This window comes from Lysobacter cavernae (assembly GCF_042648505.1).
GTDB classification, from domain to species: domain Bacteria; phylum Pseudomonadota; class Gammaproteobacteria; order Xanthomonadales; family Xanthomonadaceae; genus Lysobacter_L; species Lysobacter_L cavernae.
This window is the reverse complement of sequence record NZ_JBHRXK010000001.1, coordinates 741595-759351: the sequence shown is the minus strand read 5'-3', so window position 1 is coordinate 759351 and position 17757 is coordinate 741595. Positions and strand designations below refer to the sequence as shown.

18 protein-coding genes are annotated in these 17757 nt (G+C 67.8%); 13 read left to right on the top strand and 5 right to left on the bottom strand.

Going from position 1 to position 17757, the window contains the following annotated elements:
• Position 1 precedes the first annotated feature (1 nt).
• The 3 genes from mutY to ftsY are packed head-to-tail and all read right to left on the bottom strand — an operon-like array spanning position 2 to position 3598.
• The gene (mutY, locus tag ACFOLC_RS03300) at positions 2 to 1054 is read right to left on the bottom strand and encodes an A/G-specific adenine glycosylase (RefSeq protein ID WP_386757478.1); all 1053 of its coding nucleotides are present in this window, start codon (positions 1052 to 1054) and stop codon (positions 2 to 4) included.
• Positions 1051 to 2310 carry a hypothetical protein gene (locus ACFOLC_RS03295; RefSeq protein WP_386757476.1) on the bottom strand — a complete coding sequence of 420 codons (1260 nt, stop codon included), beginning with the start codon at positions 2308 to 2310 and terminating at the stop codon, positions 1051 to 1053. The genes mutY and ACFOLC_RS03295 overlap by 4 nt, the downstream gene beginning before the upstream one ends.
• A gap of 34 nt (positions 2311 to 2344) precedes the next feature.
• Positions 2345 to 3598: a signal recognition particle-docking protein FtsY gene (ftsY, locus tag ACFOLC_RS03290; protein WP_386757474.1), complete on the bottom strand. Its 1254-nt coding sequence runs from the start codon at positions 3596 to 3598 to the stop codon at positions 2345 to 2347.
• Between the two features lie 65 nt (positions 3599 to 3663).
• On the opposite strand from ftsY, the gene rsmD reads away from it, so the two are divergent.
• The 7 genes from rsmD (at position 3664) to ACFOLC_RS03255 (ending at position 9129) form a co-directional block, all read left to right on the top strand.
• Positions 3664 to 4311: a 16S rRNA (guanine(966)-N(2))-methyltransferase RsmD gene (rsmD, locus tag ACFOLC_RS03285; protein WP_386757472.1), complete on the top strand. Its 648-nt coding sequence runs from the start codon at positions 3664 to 3666 to the stop codon at positions 4309 to 4311.
• A gap of 7 nt (positions 4312 to 4318) precedes the next feature.
• Positions 4319 to 4822, top strand: coding sequence for a pantetheine-phosphate adenylyltransferase (coaD, locus tag ACFOLC_RS03280; protein ID WP_386757470.1), 504 nt, complete (start codon positions 4319 to 4321; stop codon positions 4820 to 4822).
• 51 nt (positions 4823 to 4873) lie between these two features.
• On the top strand, positions 4874 to 5362 hold the full coding sequence (locus ACFOLC_RS03275; protein WP_386757468.1) for a hypothetical protein: 489 nt from the start codon (positions 4874 to 4876) through the stop codon (positions 5360 to 5362).
• Positions 5363 to 5407: 45 nt separating this feature from the next.
• Positions 5408 to 5662 carry a YfhL family 4Fe-4S dicluster ferredoxin gene (locus ACFOLC_RS03270; RefSeq protein WP_386757466.1) on the top strand — a complete coding sequence of 85 codons (255 nt, stop codon included), beginning with the start codon at positions 5408 to 5410 and terminating at the stop codon, positions 5660 to 5662.
• A complete protein-coding gene (gene ggt / locus ACFOLC_RS03265; protein ID WP_386757464.1) occupies positions 5662 to 7419 on the top strand; it encodes a gamma-glutamyltransferase in 1758 nt (585 codons plus the stop codon). The genes ACFOLC_RS03270 and ggt overlap by 1 nt, the downstream gene beginning before the upstream one ends.
• 88 nt (positions 7420 to 7507) lie before the next feature.
• Positions 7508 to 8398, top strand: a complete 891-nt coding sequence (locus ACFOLC_RS03260; RefSeq protein WP_386757462.1) for an MBL fold metallo-hydrolase — start codon at positions 7508 to 7510, stop codon at positions 8396 to 8398.
• A complete protein-coding gene (locus tag ACFOLC_RS03255; protein WP_386757460.1) occupies positions 8395 to 9129 on the top strand; it encodes a TMEM43 family protein in 735 nt (244 codons plus the stop codon). The genes ACFOLC_RS03260 and ACFOLC_RS03255 overlap by 4 nt, the downstream gene beginning before the upstream one ends.
• A gap of 18 nt (positions 9130 to 9147) precedes the next feature.
• On the opposite strand, the gene upp is transcribed toward ACFOLC_RS03255, so the two are convergent.
• The gene (gene upp / locus ACFOLC_RS03250) at positions 9148 to 9783 is read right to left on the bottom strand and encodes a uracil phosphoribosyltransferase (protein WP_386757458.1); all 636 of its coding nucleotides are present in this window, start codon (positions 9781 to 9783) and stop codon (positions 9148 to 9150) included.
• A gap of 85 nt (positions 9784 to 9868) precedes the next feature.
• A complete protein-coding gene (locus ACFOLC_RS03245; protein ID WP_386757456.1) occupies positions 9869 to 11377 on the bottom strand; it encodes an aminotransferase class III-fold pyridoxal phosphate-dependent enzyme in 1509 nt (502 codons plus the stop codon).
• Between the two features lie 116 nt (positions 11378 to 11493).
• Here ACFOLC_RS03245 and ACFOLC_RS03240 point away from each other — a divergent pair, with 116 nt between their 5' ends.
• The 6 genes from ACFOLC_RS03240 (at position 11494) to secF (ending at position 17623) form a co-directional block, all read left to right on the top strand.
• A complete protein-coding gene (locus ACFOLC_RS03240; RefSeq protein WP_386757454.1) occupies positions 11494 to 11925 on the top strand; it encodes an Lrp/AsnC family transcriptional regulator in 432 nt (143 codons plus the stop codon).
• Between the two features lie 92 nt (positions 11926 to 12017).
• On the top strand, positions 12018 to 13100 hold the full coding sequence (queA, locus tag ACFOLC_RS03235) for a tRNA preQ1(34) S-adenosylmethionine ribosyltransferase-isomerase QueA (RefSeq protein ID WP_386757959.1): 1083 nt from the start codon (positions 12018 to 12020) through the stop codon (positions 13098 to 13100).
• A gap of 73 nt (positions 13101 to 13173) precedes the next feature.
• A complete protein-coding gene (gene tgt / locus ACFOLC_RS03230) occupies positions 13174 to 14289 on the top strand; it encodes a tRNA guanosine(34) transglycosylase Tgt (RefSeq protein WP_386757452.1) in 1116 nt (371 codons plus the stop codon).
• An 87-nt stretch (positions 14290 to 14376) separates the two neighbouring features.
• On the top strand, positions 14377 to 14718 hold the full coding sequence (gene yajC / locus ACFOLC_RS03225) for a preprotein translocase subunit YajC (protein WP_386757451.1): 342 nt from the start codon (positions 14377 to 14379) through the stop codon (positions 14716 to 14718).
• Between the two features lie 58 nt (positions 14719 to 14776).
• Complete coding sequence (gene secD / locus ACFOLC_RS03220; protein ID WP_386757449.1) at positions 14777 to 16645, top strand: protein translocase subunit SecD; 1869 nt, start codon at positions 14777 to 14779, stop codon at positions 16643 to 16645.
• 15 nt (positions 16646 to 16660) lie between these two features.
• Positions 16661 to 17623, top strand: a complete 963-nt coding sequence (gene secF / locus ACFOLC_RS03215; protein ID WP_386757447.1) for a protein translocase subunit SecF — start codon at positions 16661 to 16663, stop codon at positions 17621 to 17623.
• Positions 17624 to 17757 lie beyond the last annotated feature (134 nt).

The window sequence follows — 17757 nt, the reverse complement described above, 5'->3', positions numbered from 1 at the left end:
GTCAGCTTTCCAATAGTTTGCGGATCGGCGCGGGGATGCCGAGCGAAGCCAGCTCGCCACGTGCGACCCAACGCAGGTCGTCATTGTCGCCGATCCGCTCGCGCAGGGCGGTGCCACGCCAGCGCCAGGGCTGCAGCTGCAGCTTGTAATGGCTGAAGGCGTGCGCGATCGGTGGCAACGATTCGGCACTGGCGAAATCGCCGACGAGATGGCGTGCGAACCAGTCGCGCGCCAGGGCCTGGTCGTCGGTTTGCGGCAAGGTCCATAGCGAGGCCCAGATGCCGGCCGGTGGGCGACGCAGCAGCAGCACACGCCCGTTGGCGTCCTCGGCCCAGAGCACCTGCGCGTATTTCTGCGGCGGGGTCTTGCCGGGTTTGGGCGTCGGCAGCTCGGCGGTGCGGCCTGTGCAGCGGGCGACACAGTCGTCCTGCAGCGGGCACAGCACACAGGCCGGCGCGGCGCGCGTGCACAGCGTTGCACCGAGGTCCATCTGCGCCTGCGTGTAATCGGCCAGCCGAGCTTGCGGCAGGTGCGGACTTTCAACGTGTTGTTCGGCCAGGGCCCACAACTGCCTCTCGATGGCGGGCAGGCCGGGGTAGCCGGCGACACCGTGGTAGCGCGTAAGCACACGCTTGACGTTGCCGTCGAGGATCGCGAAGCGATCGCCCCAGGCCTGCGACAGGATTGCCGCGGCGGTGCTGCGACCGATGCCGGGCAGGGCGGTCAACGCATTGATGTCACGCGGCAGTTCGCCGTCGTGCAGCTCGACGCAGCGCTTGGCCGCGCTGTGCAGGTTACGCGCGCGGGCGTAGTAGCCCAACCCCGACCACAGCGCGAGTACGTCATCGAGCGGTGCCGCCGCCAACGCCGGTAGTGACGGCAGTGATGCGACGAAGCGTTCGAAGTAAGGCGCGGCGGTCTTGACCTGGGTCTGCTGCAGCATGATCTCCGACAGCCACACCCGATAGGGTGCGCGCGGGTGTTGCCAGGGCAGGTCGTGACGGCCGCTGACGTCGAACCAGGCCAGCAGGCGCTCGGCGAAAGATGCGGTCATGGCAGGGGGGCGGCTTCGTTGCCGAAGTCGACTTCAACGCCTTGCAGAACGGCGCCGGCTATTTCCAGCCGCGGTGTCTGCAGGCGTCCGCTCAGCGGCGGCAACGGCGAGCCCTTCGCGCCGGCATCGATCCAGTCGAGCACCGCCGGCAGCGCGAAGCGGCCGTCGAAGCGCGTCGCATCGCGTTGCAGCTGCAACGCACTGATCCCGGACAGGTCTGCCGGGCCACGGTAGTCGAGCACGAACGGCAATGGCGAGTCCGATTGGCCGATCGGCGCCGGCAACGCCGGCCAGGCTTGCGGCCAGCTGGCGAGGCGGCCGTCGAGCTGCAGCGCGAGGTCCTGCGCGAATGCGAAGCGGCCGTGTGCATCCAACTGCGGCATGACGCCTTGGCCGCGCAAGGCGACACCCAACGGAGCGATGGCGAGCGAACCATCGGAATAGCGAAGTGGGCCGGCCAGGCCTAGCGCGAACGACAGGTCGGTGCCGGCGCTGCGGTAGCGGGCATCGGCCGCGAGTTTGGTGCGGTCCAGGCCGAGGCCTTCAACGCCTTGGTAGAGGCGCGCCGACAGCGTGACCGCCATCGGCAGCGCCCAGGTGGCGGTCACGACACTCATCGTGCCGGCCACGCCCAGGCCGGCACGCGCCGCCGGACGGGTGAGTGCGGCGTGCACATCGAAGGGCATGCGTGTAGTGCCGCTGACGAGGCGGCCGCGCAGATGTGCAGCAACGGCCCGCTGCGGGTACAGCGCGGGCAGGTCGAGATCGATCGCCTCGATCGACCAGCCGTCACCGATGACGCGGCCGCGCACGACCTGCAAACCGTCGGTGAGCGTCGGGATGCGGGTCTGCGAAGGCGGACGCGTCGCCTGCCAGCGCTGCAGTGCGGCGAGATCGAGTTGCGGCGCGTCGAGTTCGATGCGTTTGACGGTGAGGTCGACACCCAGGGCGCGGATCGTCGCCCAGGGCAGTTCGAGATGGATGCGTTCGGCACGCAACAGTGGCGTGTACACGCCGGGCTGTCGTGCGACCACGTCGCGGATCACCAGCCGCGGCGTGCCGCGCAGGCGGTACTCGCTGGCACCGCTGGCGCTGATCTCCAGGCCGAGGGCGTCGCCGGCCTGGGCGAGGATCAGTCCGGCGACGCGGTCGGGGTGCGACACCCAGCGCATGACCAGCATCAGCAGCGCGACCGCCACGAGCACGGCCAGCACGACCACGCGGCGACGCGGGCGGGAAGGGGAAGGCTGGGCCATGTCCTGCGCGGTCATGCGCGGGCCAAAGCCGGCGCTAGGCGCCGAGCGTCTCGGGCAGCAGCGCGTCGACGAAGGCCTCGGCGTCGAACACGCGCAGGTCCTCCGGACGCTCGCCGATGCCGGCGTAGCGGATCGGAATGCCGAACTCGCGCGCCAGCGCGAACACCACGCCGCCCTTGGCGGTGCCGTCGAGCTTGGTCACCACCAGGCCGGTGACGCCGACCGCGGCATGGAACTGGCGCAGCTGCGACAGCGCGTTCTGACCGGTGGTGCCGTCGATCACCATCAGCACCTCGTGCGGCGCGCTGGCATCGACCTTCTGCAGCACGCGCTTGATCTTGCCGAGTTCGGCCATCAGCCCCTGCTGGGTGTGCAGGCGGCCGGCGGTATCGGCGATCAGCACCTGCGTGCCGCGCGCCTTGGCGGCCTGCAGGGCGTCAAACGCGACCGATGCGGCGTCGGCGTTTTGCCCTTGGGCGACGACCGGCACGCCATTGCGCTCGCCCCAGGCCTGCAACTGCGCGACCGCAGCGGCGCGGAAGGTGTCGCCGGCGGCGAGCATCAGCGCACGGTTCTCGTCCTTGAAGCGCTTGGCGAGCTTGCCGATGGTGGTGGTCTTGCCGACGCCGTTGACGCCGACGGTCAGCAGCACGAAGGGCTTGGCCTCGGTGTCGATCTGCAGCGGCTGCGCGACCGGGTGCAGCATCGCGAGCAGGTCGGCGCGCAACGCGGTCAGCAGCGCCTGTGCGTCGGCGAATTCGCGTGCCTTCATGCGCTTGCGCAGCGATTCGATCAACGCAGTGGTGGCGCTGACACCGACGTCGGCGGTGATCAGCGCGGTCTCGATCTCGTCGAGCAGGTCGTCATCGAGCTTGGGATGACGCGAGAACAGCCCGTTGAAGCTGCGCGCGAAGGTGCTGCCGCGCAGGCGCTCGCGCCAGCCGGGCTTGCCGGCGGCGGCCGCTTGTTCGCTGGCGGGACCGGCCTCGACAGGGCTGGTTTGGGCGAGGGGTGTAACCGACTCGTCGCGCCCGGCGGCAAGTGAGGGCGCGGGGTGACCGGGCTCGATGTCGAGTGCGGCGGCGATGACCTCGGCGGGGACCGGCTCGTGGTCACGGGGCGCTTGCGGAATCGTTTCCGGCGCGGCGACGTCATTCGCCGCCATGGCCTCGGGCGTCGCCGGAAAGGCGGCCGCCAGCTCTTCGCTGCTGTAGTGGCTCCCGGCATCGCCGGGCTTTGCCGCATCGGCCGGAGTCTGGGGTTTCTTGCGGCGGAAAAAACTGAGCATCGAAGGTAACGTCGGCGAATGCGCGAGAATGCGCACATGCTAGCACCGGCCATCCCGCGTCCCCGATGAACAAACCCTCCAAGGGCCATGCCGGTGCCGGCGCGCCACCCGGCAAGATCCGTCTGATCGGCGGCCGCTGGCGCGGCACGCGCCTGGCGGTGCCCGACGCGCCGGGGCTGCGGCCGACCACCGACCGTGTGCGCGAGACGCTGTTCAACTGGCTGATGCCGGCGCTGCCTGGCGCGCGCGTGCTCGACCTGTTCGCCGGCAGCGGCGCGCTCGGCCTGGAGGCGCTGTCGCGCGGCGCTGCGACGGCGGTTCTGGTCGAGCGCGACCCGGCCCTGGCCACGGCCCTGCGTGCGCTGGTCGCGCGCCTGCCCGGAGGCGAAGCGGCCACGGTGGTGCAGGCCGATGCGTTGTCCTGGTTGCCGATGCAGGCGGACGCCGACTACGACCTCGCCTTCGTCGACCCGCCGTTCTCTGCGGGGCTATGGGAGGCGGTGCTGCCGCGGCTGTCAGCCAAGCTCAAGGCCGATGCCTGGTTGTATGTCGAGGCACCGCTCGCCGCCGAGCCAACACTGCCTGCGGGCTGGCGCCTGCACCGCGAAGGCCGCACCCGCGAGGTCCGCTATGCCGTGTACCGACGGTCCGCGGCGGCCGCTGATACACTGGCGGGCACCCCGGCCAGCGACGACAACGGCCCCAGCCAATGACCATCGAATGAGCGCGGCCCGCACCCGTACCGCCGTTTACCCCGGTACTTTCGACCCGATCACCAACGGCCACATCGACCTGGTCGATCGTGCCGCCAAGCTGTTCGACCGCCTGATCATCGGCGTCGCCGAAAGCCCCGGCAAAGGCCCGGCCTTGCCGCTGGAGCTGCGCGTCGAGCTGGCGCGACAGGCCGTCGCCCATCATCCGCACGTCGAGGTGCGCGGCTTCGACAGCCTGCTCGCCCACTTCGTCGCGCAGGTCGGCGGTGGCGTGCTGCTGCGCGGCCTGCGCGCGGTGTCGGATTTCGAGTACGAATTCCAGCTGGCCAGCATGAACCGCCACCTGATCCCGGAGGTGGAGACGCTGTTCCTCACCCCGGCCGAGCAGTACGGATTCATTTCCTCGTCGCTGGTGCGCGAGATTGCCCGTCTCGGCGGCGACGTCTCCGGCTTCGTGCCGCCGGCGGTCGCCGCGGCGCTGCAGGCGCAATGGCAACGCAACCGCTCCTGATTTCCCACGACTTTCCCACGACAACACCAACGCCCGACCAAGGGGACACCGATGAAGACCACCACCCGCCTGCTGCTGATCGCCTGCCTTTCGCTGCCCGTCCTCGCCGCCTGCAACAAGGACGCGGAGAAGGTCGAAGTCGTGGAGACTGCACTGGTCGCGCCGACCGGCACCGACGAGAACTCCTGGAACACCTATCTGACCGAAGTGGTCAAGCGCAACCTCGATGGCGCCACCAACACCTACGTCTATGTGCTGCCGCATGAGGGTGCCGCCGACTTCCAGGGCTACTACGACCGCCAGCTCGAGAAGGCGCAGGTCGACATCCAGCGCGGCATCCTCGAGGGCAACCTGCTGGCTTACGGCTCGCCGAGCTCGGCCAAGACCGCCGACCTGGTCATCGCCTCGTTCACCCAGGCCGATCCGGGTTCGATGAAGGGCGTCAAGGTGCTGTTCATTGGTTCGGCCGCAGACAACGAGCGCGTCAAGGCCGTCGTGACTCCGGCCGGCGTCGACTACAAGTTCTTTGAGGTGAAGTAATCCCGCTTCGCGGCCGCCGGTAAGCCGGCGGCCGTTGGCAATGCCATGTCGCTGAAGATCAACGAACTCTGCGTCAACTGCGACGTCTGCGAACCGGCCTGCCCGAACCAGGCGATCTCGCAGGGTGAAACCATCTACGTGATCGACCCGGCGCGCTGCACCGAGTGCGTCGGTCACTTCGACGAGCCGCAGTGCGTCGTCGTCTGTCCGGTCGAGTGCATCGACCCCGACCTGGATCATTCCGAATCCAACGAGCAACTGCTGGCCAAGCTGGCCCGGTTGCAGCAGGAGCCAAGCTGATGCGTGTTGCGTTGCGTGTGCTGTTGTCCGCCAGCCTGCTGTACGCAGGCACGACCTTCACCGCAACGCCACTGCAGGCCGCCCCCGCTGCCAAAACGGCCGCCGCGCACCCGCCCGGCACCGCCATCGCCAGTGCCCACGCGCTGGCGACCGATGCCGGCCTGGAGATGATCCGCGCTGGCGGCAATGCCTTCGATGCCGCGGTGGCGGTGTCGGCGGTGTTGTCGGTGGTCGAGCCGATCAGTTCCGGCATCGGCGGCGGCGGTTTCTTCCTGCTGCACGATGCCAAGTCCGGCAAGGACGTGTTCGTCGATGCGCGCGAGACCGCGCCGGCCGCGGCCACGCCGGCTGCGTACCTCGACGAGAAGGGAGAGCTCAACCGCGACCGTGCCACCAACGGCCCGTGGTCGGCCGGTATTCCCGGCTTGCCGGCGGCGCTGGTGCATGTGTCGAAGCAGTACGGCCGGCTGCCGTTGAAGACCACGCTGGCACCGGCGATCCGCATCGCGCGCGAGGGCTTTGAGGTCTACGAGCGCATGTCGCGCGGTTATGCCGCGCGGCGCGAGGTGATGGAGCGTTATCCGGGCACGCGCGCGGTGTTCCTGGCCGACGGCGACACCGTCGAGCAGGGCGAGCTGTTCCGCCAGCCTGATCTGGCGCGCACGCTGGAGCGACTGGCCGCGCGCGGCTTCGACGGCTTCTATCGCGGCGAGACCGCCAAGTTGCTGCTCGACGGCGTGCGCGCCGAGGGCGGCCAGTGGACCGTGCAGGAGCTGGCCGGCTACCGCGTACGCGAGCGCGAGCCGCTGCGTTTTGGTTACGACGGCTGGGAGGTCGTCACCGCGCCGCCACCGTCGTCCGGTGGCGTCGCGCTGGCGCAGATGCTGCAGGTGCTCGGCCCTTGGGACTTGGCCAAACTGCCGCCGGCCGAGCGCGTGCACCTGACCACCGAGGCGATGCGCCGGGCTTACCGAGACCGCACCTTCTACCTGGGAGATCCGGATTTCGTCGACGTCCCGGTTGCCACGTTGACGCACCCGGCCTACGCCGCCGGCCTGCGCGCCTCGATCAATCCGGACAAGGCCACGCCCAGTGACCTGCTGTCGGGCCGGCCGACGCCTTTGGAAGACGAGGAAACCACCCACTTCTCGATCATCGACGCCGGCGGCAACCGTGTCGCCGCGACGCAGACGGTCAACCTGCTGTTCGGCTCGGGCCTGGTCGCACCGGGCACCGGCTTCCTGCTCAACAACGAGATGGACGACTTCGCGCTCAAGGCCGGTACGCCGAATGCCTTCGGCGTGATGGGCTTCGACGCCAACGCGCCGGCGCCGGGCAAGCGCATGCTCAGCTCGATGACGCCGACCTTCATGGTGTCGCCGGACAAGGTCGCGGTGCTCGGCACGCCCGGTGGCAGCCGCATCATCACGATGGTGCTGCTGGGCGTGCTCGGCTATGCCGATGGCCTGTCCGCGCAGCAGGTCGCCGCGTTGCCGCGTTTCCACCACCAGTGGATGCCGGACGCGATCTCGATCGAGAAGAACGCGCTGCCGTCGGACGTGATCGCCACGCTGCGCGGCATGGGCCACACCGTCAACGAGCCGCAGGAAGCCAGCGAGGGCCGCCGCTCCAGCGACACCTGGGGCAACCTGCAGACCGTCTCGTGGGACAAGCGCCGCAACGTGCTCGAAGGCGGTTCCGACCCGCGCAATCCGGTCGGCAAGGCGTCCGTGCAGGTATCTGCGCCCCGCCGCTGAACGCAAGGTCGCCTCGCGCCCGGTCATGATCGGAATTTAGCGTTTGCGCGCTAAAATTCATGCATCCGAAGCGATCCGGTTGCGCGATATGAAACTCTGGTCGGTATTGGGCAACAGTCAGAAACTCGACGGTGGTGCCATGTTCGGCAACGCGCCACGGGCGATGTGGGCCAAGTGGTCGCCGCCGGACGACGAGAACCGCATCGAACTGGCCTGCCGGGCATTACTCGCCAGCCCGCTCGCCGGCAAGACCGTGCTGTTCGAGGCCGGCATCGGCGCGTTCTTCGAGCCCAGGATGCGCGAGCGCTACGGCGTGGTGGAAGCGCGCCATGTGCTGGTCGATTCGCTCGCTGCAGCCGGCTTTGCTCCCGAGGACATCGACGTGGTGGTGCTGTCGCACCTGCACTTCGACCACGCCGGTGGCTTGCTGGCGCCGTGGCGCGAGGGCGAAGCGCCACAGCTGCTGTTTCCGAACGCGACCTACCTGGTCGGTCGCGCGCACTACGAGCGCGCGCTGCAGCCGCACCCGCGCGACCGCGCCAGCTTCATCCCGGAGTTGCCGGGACTGCTCGAGGCCACCGGTCGGCTGGAGCTGGTCGATGGCGAATATTCCCAGACGCTCGGTCGCAGCGTGCGTTTCCACTACAGCGACGGCCACACGCCGGGGCTGATGCTGGCCGAGATCGTCGGTCCGGAGCTCGTCGACGGCCAGCCGCACGGCGGCGTGGTGTTCTGCGCCGACCTGATCCCGGGACGGTCATGGGTGCACGTGCCGATCACCATGGGCTACGACCGCAATGCCGAGCTGCTGATCGATGAGAAGAAAGCCTTTCTCGCCGACAAGCTCGAGCGCAACGTGCATCTGTTTTTCACCCACGACCCGCAGTGCGCACTGGCGCAGGTGGTGCGCGACGACAAGGGCCGGTTTGCCACCACCCACGAAGTCGCCGAGTTGCAGGCACGGGCACTGACGGCATGAATCCACGCTGGGCGGCGGCCTTGCTGTCGTTGGCGGGAGGGCTGGCGGCCGCTGCCGTATCGGCGCAGGCGCTGCCGTCGGTCGAGCCGCTGGATCCACCGCAATCGGGCAGGCCGTTGAGCGACGGCGATTTCGGCGTGCAGACACGTCAGTTCGGCCTCGATCGCCGCGTCGAGATGTACCAGTGGCGCGCCACCGACAGCGGTTACACGCGTGTATGGAATGCGGCCGCGATCGACTCCGCCGGTTTCGCGCCCGGCCACGAGAACCCCAAGACGCTGCCACTGGAAAACCGGCGCTGGTGGGCGCGCGACGCGATGCTCGGCGGCAAGCCGCTCGAGCTGTCGGTGCTGCAGACGCTGGGGCAGTGGCGCGTGTTCCGACCGAATTTCTCGCGCCTGCCGGCCAATCTCGCCGCGTCGTTCCAGCCGGAAGGCGATGGCCTCGGCAGCGCCGAGAACCCGCTCGATCCGCAGATCGGCGATCTGCGGATCATCTGGCGCGAACTACTGCTGCCACCGCTGGACGGCAAGCTCGAACTGCACGATGGGCGCTGGCGGTTGTCGCCGGACGCGGCAGCGGCGGCACTGAGTGCGGAGCGCGCCTCGACCGTGGTCGAACTGCCTGCCGGTGAAGACCAGCGCCTGTTGCCGTGGTTGCTCGGTGCGGCGGCGGTGTTGCTGGCGGCAGCGCTGCTGTGGCGGCGCAAGCGCAGGCGTTTACGCGGCTGACAAGGCGGGCTGCGGGCCTCAGCCGTCGTGACGCGTGCCGAAGATCTTGTCGCCGGCGTCGCCCAGGCCGGGCAGGATGTAGCCGACCTCGTTGAGGCGCTCGTCGACCGCGGCGGTGTAGACCTCGACGTCGGGGTGCTTGGCTTCGAGCGCGCGCAAGCCTTCCGGCGCGGCCACCAGGAACAAGCCCTTGATGCGCTTGCAGCCGGCCGCCTTGAGCATGTCGACGGTGGCGACCAGGGTGCCGCCGGTGGCGAGCATCGGGTCGAGGATGATCGCGGTGCGCTCGTCCATGCGGCCGGTGAGTTTTTCGTAGTAACCGACCGGTTGCAGGGTCTTCTCGTCGCGCTGCAAACCGACCACGCCGACCTTGGCCGCCGGGATCAGCTCCAGCACGCCCGGCAGCATGCCCAGGCCGGCGCGCAGGATCGGCACCAGGGTGACCTTGGCGCCCTTGATGCGCTGCACATTCACCGGTCCGGCCCAGCCTTCGACCCAGGCGTCCTCGGTCTCCAGGTCGGCGGTGGCCTCGTAGGTCAGCAGTGTCGCGACCTCGGAGGCGAGCTCGCGGAATTCCTTGGTGCTGATGCCGGCCACGCGCATCAGGCCGAGCTTGTGCTGCACCAGCGGGTGGCGGACTTCGACGGTTTTCATGGGCAACAGCCTAATCCAGGGGCTCGTCCAGAAGAAAGGCCGGGTTGCCCCGGCCTTGCGAGTACCTCGCCCTGGTGCGGAGCGCCTACGCCGCCGCGGCCTGCTGCGCGCGCGGGCCTTCCTTCAGTGCCCGGCCGACCATCGCCACCAGCAGGTCGATCTCTTCGCTGGTGATGGTGAAGGTCGGAGTGAAGCGCAGCGAGTTGACGCCGCCGTGGATCACGCCGATGCCGCGTTCGCGCAGCCATTCCTCAGTCGAGCCTGCGCCGAAACACTTGAACTGCGGCGCCAGTTCGCACGAGAACAACAGCCCGGTGCCCTGGACCTTGGTGATCAGCCCGCCGAGCTCGACCTTGAGTTTTTCCAGTTTCTCGATCGCTTCCACGCCGCGGGCGCGGATGTTCTCGCGCAGGGCCGGAGTGACCTGTTCCATCACCGCGCAGGCCACGTCGAGCGCGCGCGGGTTGCTGGTCATGGTGTTGCCGTACAGGCCCTTCTTGTACAGCTCGGCGACGCGCTTGCTCACGGCGAGCACCGACAGCGGGTACTGGCCGGCGTTGAGCGCCTTGGAGTAGGTCTCCATGTCCGGCGGGTCGAGCTGCTCGAAGCCCGGGTAGTCGATGATCGACAGCACGCCGTGCGCTCGCAGGCCTGCCTGGATCGAGTCGACCAGCAGCAGCGAACCATGCGAGCGGGTGAGTTCGCGCGCCGCGGCATAGAACGCCGGCGGTACGCCGCGGCCCGGGTCGCCTTCGCCCATCACCGGCTCCAGGAACATCGCCTCGATGAACCAGCCGTTGGCATCGGCATCGGCGAAGACCTTCTTCAGCGCGTCGATGTCGTAGGGCTCGACGGTGAGCAGGGTGTCCTCGCCGCGGAAGCTGGCCAGGTGCTGGATGTAGGTCTTGCGCGAGGAGTCCGAGTACAGCGCCGGGCGTTCGGTGCGGCCGTGGAAGCTGCCCTTGACCACCACGCGTTTGATCGCGCGGCCGGCGTGCCTGCCGCCCGGGTCGGTCATCAGCTTGGTGTTGGCGTCGGCGATGCGCGCGGCCAGCGATACCGATTCCGAGCCCGAGTTCAGGCACAGGAATTTCTCGTACGGGCAACCGCCGCGCGCAGTGCCGATCGCGGCGCGGATCGCGCGCTCGAAGCGCAGCTGCGACAGCGACGGCGTCATGATGTTGGCCATTGCCTGTGGCTTGGCCATCGCCGCGATCACGGCCTTGGGCGCATGGCCGAAGCCGAGCATGCCGTAGCCGCCGGAGTCGTGCAGCACCGCGCCCTTGAGGGTGACCACCCACGGCCCGCGTGCGGCCAAGGCGACGTACGGGTTGACCGCATCGTCCGGGTAGAAATTGACATAACCGGCCTGCACGGCATGGACCTGCGCGTCCTCGTCGAGGTCGAGCAGATCGGCGACACCCTGGTCGGGAGCCGTATTCTTCAGGCGGTCGTACTCGTGTCCCGCTGCCTCGATCGCCTCGATCAGCTCGGCATGGCTGCTGGCGAAGCGGGCGATGGTGGCGTCGTCCAGGCCCTGGGTGCGGCGGCCCCCGTGGGCGCGCAGGGGAGCGAGTCGGTCGATGACGGCCATGGATTTTCCTTAGTCGTACGCAATCCTCTTATTATCTGGATTAAATCGTCGATAGACAGTGCAGATTTGTACGAAATATTGGATAATTTCGTCAATTAGACGAGATTGATGGGCAAATGAAGATCACCGATGCCGATCAGCAGTTGCTGTCCGTGCTGCGCGAGAACGCGCGCGCCTCGACCGCGGAGATCGCGCGTCGGCTGAAGCTGTCACGGACCACCGTGCACAGCCGGATCGAGCGGCTGGAGCGGGAGGGCGTGATCGACGGCTACACCGTGCGCGTCCACGACGAGGCCGAGCGTGGCCATATCCGCGCCCACATCATGATCACCGTGCTGCCCAAGCAGATGGCCGCGGTTGCCGCCGCGCTGCATGCGATGCCGGAGGTGCGCGCGCTGCATTCGGTCAGCGGTGCGTTCGACCTGGTCGCGCTCGGGGTGGTGCCGACAGTGGAGGCGATGGACGAGCTGACCGACCGGATCGGCGCGACCGACGGGGTCGAGCGGACCACCTCGGCGATCATCCTGTCGGCCAAGTTCGAGCGCTAGCGCCGCGCCACCGCAGGAGGGCAAAGGCGGCGTCCCGGCGGAAGCTCTTACAATGGCCGGTCCTGCGCCAGCCCATGCATCCAGCCCCCGCCTTGAAGAAATCCGACTTCCATTACCAACTGCCGCCCGAGTTGATCGCACAGGCGCCGTTGCCCGAGCGCTCGGCCAGCCGCCTGCTGGTGGTGCCGCCGGCCCCCGCCGGGGCGTTCGACCAGGGGTTCGAGGACCGCGTGTTCCGCGAACTGCCCGAACTGCTCGCCCCCGGCGACCTGCTGGTGTTCAACGACACCCGGGTGATCCCGGCGCGGCTGTTCGGCCAGAAAACCAGCGGCGGTCGCGTCGAGATCCTGATCGAGCGCCTGCTCGGCGGTTCCGAAGTGCGCGCGCAACTGGGTGTGAGCAAGTCGCCCAAGGCCGGCGCGCGGATCGTGCTCGACGCCGGTGGTGAGGCCGAGGTGCTGGGGCGTGATGGCGAGTTCTACCGCCTGCGCTTTGACGTGCCCGAATCCCTGGAGAACTGGCTGCTGCACGCCGGCCGCCTGCCGCTGCCGCCGTACATCCAGCGCGAGCCGGGCCAGGACGACGACGAGCGTTACCAGACCGTGTTCGCGCGCGAGCTCGGCGCGGTGGCCGCGCCGACGGCGGGGCTGCACTTCGATGCCCCCCTGCTCGATGCGTTGCGTCAACGCGGCGTGGAATTTGGCCACGTCACCCTCCACGTCGGCGCCGGCACCTTCCAGCCGGTGCGGGTCGACAACCTCGACCAGCACGTGATGCACAGCGAGTGGCTCAACGTCGGCGCCGGCCTGATCGAGCAGATCCGGCGTACGCGCGCCGCCGGCGGGCGCGTGGTCGCGGTCGGCACCACGGTCGTGCGCGCGCTGGAAAGCGCGACGCGCCTGAATGAAGCCGGCGAGGCCGAGTTGCAGCCGTTCGCCGGCGAGACCCGGCTGTTCATCCTGCCGGGCTATCCGATCCGCTCGATCGATGCCCTGATCACCAACTTCCATCTGCCGGAGAGCACCTTGCTGATGCTGGTTTCCGCCTTCGTCGGCAAAGCGCGCATGTTCGCCGCCTACGAGCACGCAATCGCGCAGCGCTACCGCTTCTTCTCCTACGGAGACGCGATGCTGCTGTTTCCGCGCCGCGATGAAATCGGCGGGCAGGATCAATGAGCGCGTCGCAACGCGCTGGGGACACCCACATGCGAGCTTTTGACACCGCCCAGATGATCCGGATCGCCCTTCCATGAGCCGCATGTCCTTCGAGTTGTTGGCCACCGACGGCGCAGCGCGTCGTGGTCGCCTGACGTTTCCGCGTGGCACGGTGGAAACGCCGGCGTTCATGCCGGTCGGCACCTACGGCTCGGTCAAGGGCGTGATGCCCGAGCAGATCCGCGAGCTGGGCGCCGAGATCATCCTCGGCAACACCTTCCACCTGTACCTGCGCCCGGGCCTGGACGTGATCGCCGACCACGGCGGTCTGCACGGCTTCGGTCGCTGGGATGGTCCGATCCTGACCGACTCCGGCGGCTTCCAGGTGTTCTCGCTGGCGCACAAGCGCAAGATCACCGAACAGGGCGTGACCTTCGCCGCGCCGACCGACGGCAGCAAAGTGTTCCTCGGCCCCGAGGAGAGCATGCACATCCAGAAGGTGCTCGACTCCGACATCGTGATGATCTTCGACGAGTGCACGCCGTACCCGGCGACCGAGGACGTCGCGCGCAAGTCGATGGAGCTGAGCCTGCGCTGGGCGCAGCGCAGCAAGAAGGCGCATGAGGGCAACGACGCGGCGCTGTTCGGCATCGTCCAGGGCGGCGTGCACCATGACCTGCGCACGCGCTCGGCCGAAGGGCTCAAGGCGATTGGCTTCGATGGTTATGCGGTTGGTGGCCTCGCCGTCGGCGAGCCGGAGGCCGAGCGCAACGCCATGCTCGAGCACACCGTGCCGCAGCTGCCGGAAGACTGTCCGCGCTACCTGATGGGCGTGGGCCGACCGGAGGATCTGGTCGAAGGCGTGGCGCGCGGCATCGACATGTTCGATTGTGTGATGCCGACCCGCAACGCCCGCAACGGCCATTACTTCACCAGCTTCGGCACGGTACGGGTGCGCAACGCCAAGTACGAGCGCGACCTGCGCCCGATCGAGGAGGGCTGCGACTGCTACGCCTGCCGCAACGGCTTCAGCCGCAGCTACCTGCGCCACCTGGACCGCTGCAACGAGATGCTGGCGCCGATGCTGGGCACCCTGCACAACCTGCGCTACTACCAGCGATTGATGGCGCAGATGCGCGAGGCGATCGCGCAGGGAACCTTTGCCGCCTTCCGTGAGTCTTTCTACGCCGCCCGCAGTGGCGAAATCTGAGCCGCGCCGGCTCCGGCCCGGCCAATCCGCCGGTCCGGGGCCCGCGTGGCATAATCCCCGGCTATTTTCCGTTCCAGGACGACCGCTATGAACCTGCTCGACCTCGTGATCGCCCCCGCTTACGCCCAGGCAGCCGGCCAGCCAGCCTCCGGCGGCTTCGGCATGTCGCTGCTGTTCCCGATCCTGCTGATCGGCGTCATGTACTTCCTGATGATCCGCCCGCAGATGAAGCGCCAAAAGGAGCACCGGGCCATGCTCGAGAAGCTCGCCAAAGGCGACGAAGTGCTGACCAACGGCGGCATCGCCGGCATCGTCACCGATATTGGTGAGAGCTTCATCACGGTCGAGATCGCCGACAACGTGCGCATCCGCCTGCAGAAGGGCGCGATCGCCAACGTGTTGCCCAAGGGCACCTTGAAGTCGGCCTGAGCCGACGCCAGAAGACTTTGACACACGGCGGCCGGGGTGGCCGCCGCAGGGGCATTCGATGCTGACTTACGCGCGCTGGAAATACTTCGTCATCCTGATTGCGCTGGTGCTCAGCGCGCTTTACGCGTTGCCGAACGTGTTTCCGCAGGATCCTTCGGTGCAGGTCACCGCCAGCCGTGGTGCGAAGGTCGACGAGGCCCTGCGCACGCGCGTGGCCGACAACCTCAAGCAGGCCGGTATCACCGCCAAGGCTGTCGAGATCGACAAGGGCAACCTGCTGGTTCGCCTCAACACCCCGGACCAGCAGGTCGAGGCCGCCGATGCGTTGCGCCAGCCGCTGGGCAGCGACTACGTGGTCGCGCTCAACCTGGCCTCGACGGTGCCGAACTGGCTGGAGAAGCTCGGCGCCAAGCCGATGCTGCTCGGTCTCGACCTGCAGGGTGGCGTGCACTTCCTGATGCAGGTCGACCAGAAGGCGGCGCTCGACAAGCGTCTGGACGCCACCGCCGAGGATGTGCGCGTGGCCCTGCGCGACGGCCGCGTGCGTTACGAGTCGGTCGAGCGCCGCGCCAACAACACCATCGTCGCCACCCTCACCAACGCCGCCGACGCCGACAAGGCCCGGCAGCTGATCGCCACCGGCCAGCCGACGCTGCTGGTGGACGAGCAGGGCAACACCGTCTCGGTGCGGGTGCCCGATGCCGAGCTGCAGAAGATGGCGGTGGAGGCGATCGAGCAGAACGTCGGCACCCTGCGCAATCGCATCAACGCGCTGGGCGTGGCCGAACCGATCATCCAGCGCCAGGGCAGCGACCGCATCGTCGTGCAGCTACCGGGCGTGCAGGACACCGCCCAGGCCAAGCGCATCCTCGGCGCCACCGCCACGCTCGAATACCGTGGCGTGGTCGAGAATGCCAACCCCTACGATGCCGTCGCCAGTGGCAACGTACCGCCGGAAGGCCGTGTGTATTACCGCAAGGAGCTTGGTCCGGACGGCAAGCCGATCCCGATCATCCTCAACAAGCGCGTGATCGCCTCCGGCGACCAACTGGTCGGCGCGACCTCGGCCATGGACCCGCAGACCGGTACCCCGGCGGTGTCGGTGCGCCTCAACGGCGTTGGCGGCCAGCGCATGTTCGACTACACCACCGAGCACGTCGGCAAGCCGATGGCGGTGGTCTACATCGAGCGCATCCCCGAGGTGCGCATGGTCGATGGCAAGGAGGTCCGCTCCACCAGGATCAACGAGGAAGTGATCTCGGTCGCCAACATCAACGGCGTGTTCGGCAAGGAGTTCCAGACCACCGGCCTGGGCAGCAGCAAGGAAGCGGCCGACCTGGCGCTGCTGCTGCGTTCGGGCTCGCTGGCCGCGCCGATGGACTTCGTCGACGAACGCACCGTAGGCCCGAGCCTGGGCCGCGAGAACGTCGAGCGCGGCTTGACCGCCGTGCTGTACTCGTTCGCCTTCGCGCTGATCTTCTTCCTCGTGTACTACCGCGTGTTCGGCATCATCACCTGCCTGGCGCTGCTGCTGAACATGCTGATGCTGATCGCGGTGATGTCGCTGTTCGGCGCCACCCTGACCCTGCCGGGCCTGGCCGGCATCGCGCTCACGGTGGGCATGTCGGTGGACGCCAACGTGCTGATCAACGAACGCATACGTGAAGAACTCCGTGCCGGGCTGCCGCCGCAGGCCGCGATCGCCACCGGTTACGACAAGGCCTCCGGCACGATTGCCGATGCCAACATGACCGCCATCCTTGCCGGCATCGCGCTGTTCGCGTTCGGCACCGGTCCGGTCAAGGGCTTCGCGGTGTCGATGCTGGTCGGCATCGTGACCTCGCTGTACACGGCGGTGGGTGTTTCACGCGGACTGGCCACGCTGGTCTACGGCGGCCGTCGCAGGCTGAAGTCCATCTGGATCTGACGGGAAGCACCGATCATGAAACCGTTCAACGTTTTCCCGTACGACAGCAACGTCAACTTCATCCGCCTGCGCTGGGTGTCGTTGGCGATCGCTGCGCTGATGGCCCTGGTGTCGATCGGTTCGATCGCCACCAAGGGCTTCAATTTCGCCCTGGACTTCACCGGTGGCATCGGCGTCGAGCTGCGCTATGCCAAGCCGGTCGACGTCGACTTCGTCCGCAACAAGCTCGAAAGCGCCGGCTACAGCAATCCGGTGGTGCAGAACTTCGGCACCGGCACCGAGTTGCTGATCCGCCTGCAGAGCAAGGAAGGGCAAGGGCAGGCAGGCGATGCCACCACCAGCATTGCCCAGGACATCAAGACCCTGACCTCGACGCCGGACAATCAGGCGACGGTGCTCAACAGCGCCGTGGTCAGCCCGCAGGTCGGCAAGGACCTGGCCTTGAACGGCATCTGGGCGGTGATCTTCGTGGTCGTCGGCTTCCTGATCTACATCTCGTTCCGCTTCGAGAAGAAGTTCGCGATCGCGGCGGTGGCGACCACGATGTTCGTGGTGCTGGCCGTGCTGGGCTGGTTCTCCATCGCCGGCCGCGAGTTCGACCTGGCCTTGCTGGCGGGCGTGTTGTCGGTGATGGGGTATTCGATCAACGACACGATCGTGGTGTTCGACCGAGTGCGCGAAAATTTCCGCTCGATGCGTTTCGACGCGGAGACCATCCTCAACAAGTCGATCAACCAGACGCTGTCGCGCACGGTGATCACCTCGTTCGTGGCGTTCCTGACCGTGCTGGCGCTGTACCTGTACGGCGGCAGCTCACTAGAAGGCATGGCCGAGTCGCAGATGATCGGCATCGTGATCGCAACGCTGTCGTCGATCTTCGTGGCCTGCCCGTTGCTGACCATCGGTTTCCTCAAGGTCACCAAGCAGGATTTGATGCCGAAGGCCAAGGACGAGGAAGCGTTGGCGCGTAGGCCGTAAGCGGCCTCTGCCAAGCAATGCGAAAAGGCCGCGCTCGTCGCGGTCTTCTCTTTGGGTGTCGGCTTTGTCGCCTTGCCCAAGGCTCCGAACCGGCAGTTCAAAGCCAAGGCCAGACTGACCGTGTCAGGACTCAG

Coding starts and splice junctions, on each gene's coding strand:
- ACFOLC_RS03260 (WP_386757462.1), top strand. CDS start 7,508: ATGAAACTCTGGTCGGTATTGGGCAACAGTCAGAAACTCGACGGTGGT.
- ACFOLC_RS03255 (WP_386757460.1), top strand. CDS start 8,395: ATGAATCCACGCTGGGCGGCGGCCTTGCTGTCGTTGGCGGGAGGGCTG.
- ACFOLC_RS03270 (WP_386757466.1), top strand. CDS start 5,408: ATGTCGCTGAAGATCAACGAACTCTGCGTCAACTGCGACGTCTGCGAA.
- ACFOLC_RS03240 (WP_386757454.1), top strand. CDS start 11,494: ATGAAGATCACCGATGCCGATCAGCAGTTGCTGTCCGTGCTGCGCGAG.
- secF (WP_386757447.1), top strand. CDS start 16,661: ATGAAACCGTTCAACGTTTTCCCGTACGACAGCAACGTCAACTTCATC.
- mutY (WP_386757478.1), bottom strand. CDS start 1,054: ATGACCGCATCTTTCGCCGAGCGCCTGCTGGCCTGGTTCGACGTCAGC.
- rsmD (WP_386757472.1), top strand. CDS start 3,664: ATGAACAAACCCTCCAAGGGCCATGCCGGTGCCGGCGCGCCACCCGGC.
- ftsY (WP_386757474.1), bottom strand. CDS start 3,598: ATGCTCAGTTTTTTCCGCCGCAAGAAACCCCAGACTCCGGCCGATGCG.
- yajC (WP_386757451.1), top strand. CDS start 14,377: ATGAACCTGCTCGACCTCGTGATCGCCCCCGCTTACGCCCAGGCAGCC.
- ACFOLC_RS03245 (WP_386757456.1), bottom strand. CDS start 11,377: ATGGCCGTCATCGACCGACTCGCTCCCCTGCGCGCCCACGGGGGCCGC.
- tgt (WP_386757452.1), top strand. CDS start 13,174: ATGAGCCGCATGTCCTTCGAGTTGTTGGCCACCGACGGCGCAGCGCGT.
- ACFOLC_RS03295 (WP_386757476.1), bottom strand. CDS start 2,310: ATGGCCCAGCCTTCCCCTTCCCGCCCGCGTCGCCGCGTGGTCGTGCTG.
- secD (WP_386757449.1), top strand. CDS start 14,777: ATGCTGACTTACGCGCGCTGGAAATACTTCGTCATCCTGATTGCGCTG.
- coaD (WP_386757470.1), top strand. CDS start 4,319: ATGAGCGCGGCCCGCACCCGTACCGCCGTTTACCCCGGTACTTTCGAC.
- ACFOLC_RS03275 (WP_386757468.1), top strand. CDS start 4,874: ATGAAGACCACCACCCGCCTGCTGCTGATCGCCTGCCTTTCGCTGCCC.
- ggt (WP_386757464.1), top strand. CDS start 5,662: ATGCGTGTTGCGTTGCGTGTGCTGTTGTCCGCCAGCCTGCTGTACGCA.
- upp (WP_386757458.1), bottom strand. CDS start 9,783: ATGAAAACCGTCGAAGTCCGCCACCCGCTGGTGCAGCACAAGCTCGGC.